Raw genomic sequence first — 3,107 nt, 5'->3', positions numbered from 1 at the left:
CCGCGTTGCTTCAACGCGTATCGGTATTGGCTCATCTGGTAATGCCATCCTTGATCTGAATGGAGGAGGGGCGCTTCGCCCTCCGCCAACTGTTCCGACCCCCCTGATGAGGATTAATCAAAAAGAAGTAATCAACTCCGTTCGTTCGAGAAAGGAGATTGAATCAAATGAAAAACTATACAAATATGACAAAAAACTCTGCCATTGTCGATCCTCCTGAGAATTAATACAGGAGGTTTTTTTATTGCAATCCTCTAAAATTAAACCTTATTTGAGAGGCTAACGAATCAAACCAAACATAAAACTCTGCCTTATTTATAACCCTTACCTCCATTTTTCGATAATCTTAACACGATCCTAGGAATAATTAAAACGTACATTGCGTACACTGTGTATACATTATACAATGGAGGTGAGAAGGAGGAGATGTTTATGCAAGCAGCAATGGCGACCGACGTGCGGAAGAATTGGTCAGAATTCTTTGATACGGTTGTTCGTGATAAACCACAAGCCGTGCAGCGTAATCGTGATCTTGCGATGTTTATTGCACTTCCTCATATGAAAGAGATCCTTAAAAGTTATAAACTTACTTTAGAGGTAGAACGAGAAGAGGATGGCTCTTATACTGGCGGTTTGAAAGAAATCGATCTCGTATCGAATGCTCATAGCCTTCAGGACTTAAAAAAGAATCTAGCTCAAGATCTAGTCGAATATGCTCAAAACTATATGGAAGAGTTCAATCTATACTTCCACTCACCTAACCGGCGCAATCACTTTCCTTACGTTTTACATGTGCTTATTCATGACGATCTTACAGAGGTAGAAAAGCTAATCGATGGCAACTTGGAAAGAGCTTAGACGGTACTGCAACGCAGACGGATGGGAACTTTATAAAGATACTGATCACTATTTCTATCGAAAGATCTTACCGGATGGAACGGTTTTACTAACCAAGTCATCTAAAGGAAGTGGGGAAATTCCTAAAGGTCTTTGGAGGCGAATACTAAAACAACAGTTGCAGACAACTCAAGAAGATTTCAATAAAAAGATCTAAAAGCTACACCTCTGTCGTGTAGCTTTTCATGTTACCCTTCATTTTACAATGGGTGTTTTCTTTAGTTCTGGTCAGAAAAACATTTGTTTTAAAGCAAGATGTAAGTATTTCATATCCTATGAACCAACAAACCATTACCATTTCGTTATTTATTAATAAAATATATTATTTAAAAAAGTCACTATACATTTATATTCTACAGTTGTTAAGATAATAGTGATGACAATTTAAAGGGGGAATTTACCGAAATGAGAGCAGGTAGATTTACAGGTTACACGTTAGGCGGTTTCCAGAAGGATGTCACATCAGGGGTAGTTGTTGGGATTGTTGCACTTCCTTTAGCTATGGCATTTGCTATCGCATCAGGAGTAAGACCCGAATACGGAATCTATTCTACTATCATTGCTGGTTTTTTGATTTCATTTTTTGGAGGATCTCGCTATCAAATTGGCGGCCCTACGGGAGCCTTTGTCCCCATCCTCTTTGGTATTGTAATGCAATACGGCTATGAGAATTTGCTAGTTGCTGGATTCCTAGCAGGTATACTCTTGGTTATCATGGGTCTCCTTAAAATCGGTTCATTTATACACTATATTCCACGTCCTGTTACAATCGGTTTTACCGCAGGTATCGCTGTCCTTATTTTTGTAGGACAAATTGCTCCGTTTCTCGGACTACAAAACTTAAAGCCTCAAGAGGAATTTATACTGAAATTCAAAGAAATTCTGGTCAACCTAGGCTCGATTAACTTCTACGCTCTCTTGACCTCAGCTATTTGCTTTGGAATGATTTTTATTTCACTTCGTTTTCTCCCTAAGATTCCATGGGCATTACTGGGGCTCGTCCTATCTACGATCGTACCCACGCTTTTTTTCTCAACTGAAGTAGCTACTATCGGTTCCACTTTTGGCTCCATTCCAACTCACTTTCCATCTTTTCAACTGCCAGATCTATCTTGGACCAAGATCCTCGAATTATTAATTCCCGCATGTATTATCGCTATGCTCGGAGGAGTTGAATCGTTATTATCCGCATTAGTTGCTGATGGGATGACGAATCACAGGCATCATAGTAACCGAGAGTTGATCGGACAAGGCATTGCCAATATGGTTACTCCTTTATTTGGGGGAATTCCTGCTACTGGAGCCATTGCACGTACAGCTACTAATATCAAAAGTGGAGCGGTTTCTCCCTTATCCGGCATGATCCATAGTTTATTTGTACTCGTTGTACTGGTCTCCCTCTTCTCCTATGCCTCTCACATTCCCTTGGCTAGCATGGCGCCGATTCTGATGGTGGTAGCTTGGAATATGAGTGAACGTAAGGAGTTTCTTCATGTTTTAAGAAGCAAAACAGAAGACTCCTGGGTCTTGTTATCTACTTTTCTTCTTACTGTAATCTTTGATCTAGTTGTCGGTGTATTGACAGGTCTAGCACTATCCTTCCTTTTATTTACGATTCGAATGAGTAAAGAGTTTCGGGTTAGAAAGTTGCATCTAAAAAGCCCACATCATGAGCAAAACCAACAAAACTTGGTTAGTTATTCAGGGTCAAACGTACAGGTTTGTCTTTTAAATGGTCCCATCTTTTTTGGAACAGCCAAACAGCTACACCAACTACTCAAAACCCAAGAAAACGGAATCCTAGTCCTTTGTATGGATAAAGTTCCCTATATGGATACAACGGGTGAGCAAATATTCTCCCACCTGTTTAGCCATATTCATAAAAAAGGGAACAAGTTAATTATCACAGGCATTCAACAACAGCCCAAAGAAGTAATCCAGAAAATTTGTCATTTGAACAAAATTAATGAAAATGAATTCTTTAGTACTGGAATGCAAAAGGAACTGGATAGTCATATTGATTTAAATCACCTATGGAAATGTGCTCAAAAAAGCCACTAATCTCTCTTCCTGACAAATAATCACCACCCTTAGGATAAGCGGTGGTGATTATTACAGACCGCAGACAAAGTCTATTTTATAGACAAGGTTTGCGGTCTTTTTTGTCGAATTCTAATTATATAGAATCGACTACATGGAGGGATAGCTTT

At 39.3% G+C, this 3,107-nt stretch carries 4 protein-coding genes; all 4 read left to right on the top strand.

The genetic code is table 11. From position 1 onward, the window contains the following. On the top strand, nt 1-220 hold a 220-nt coding region (locus EDD57_RS14665; RefSeq protein ID WP_207896855.1), incomplete at its 5' end, for a hypothetical protein. A gap of 212 nt (nt 221-432) precedes the next feature. Further along, a complete protein-coding gene (locus EDD57_RS14120) occupies nt 433-858 on the top strand; it encodes a hypothetical protein (protein ID WP_131850056.1) in 426 nt (141 codons plus the stop codon). Next, nucleotides 836-1,054, top strand: a complete 219-nt coding sequence (locus EDD57_RS14115; protein WP_131850055.1) for a type II toxin-antitoxin system HicA family toxin — start codon at nt 836-838, stop codon at nt 1,052-1,054. Before EDD57_RS14120 ends, EDD57_RS14115 begins: the two co-directional genes overlap by 23 nt. Before the next feature lie 248 nt (nt 1,055-1,302). After that, nucleotides 1,303-2,958, top strand: coding sequence for a SulP family inorganic anion transporter (locus EDD57_RS14110; protein WP_131850054.1), 1,656 nt, complete (start codon nt 1,303-1,305; stop codon nt 2,956-2,958). The last annotated feature ends 149 nt before the right edge of the window (nt 2,959-3,107 follow it).

Source organism: Baia soyae, from assembly GCF_004341445.1.
GTDB lineage: Bacteria > Bacillota > Bacilli > Thermoactinomycetales > Thermoactinomycetaceae > Baia > Baia soyae.
The sequence above is the reverse complement of the archived record's forward strand: the minus strand, read 5'-3'. Positions and strand labels throughout refer to the sequence as shown.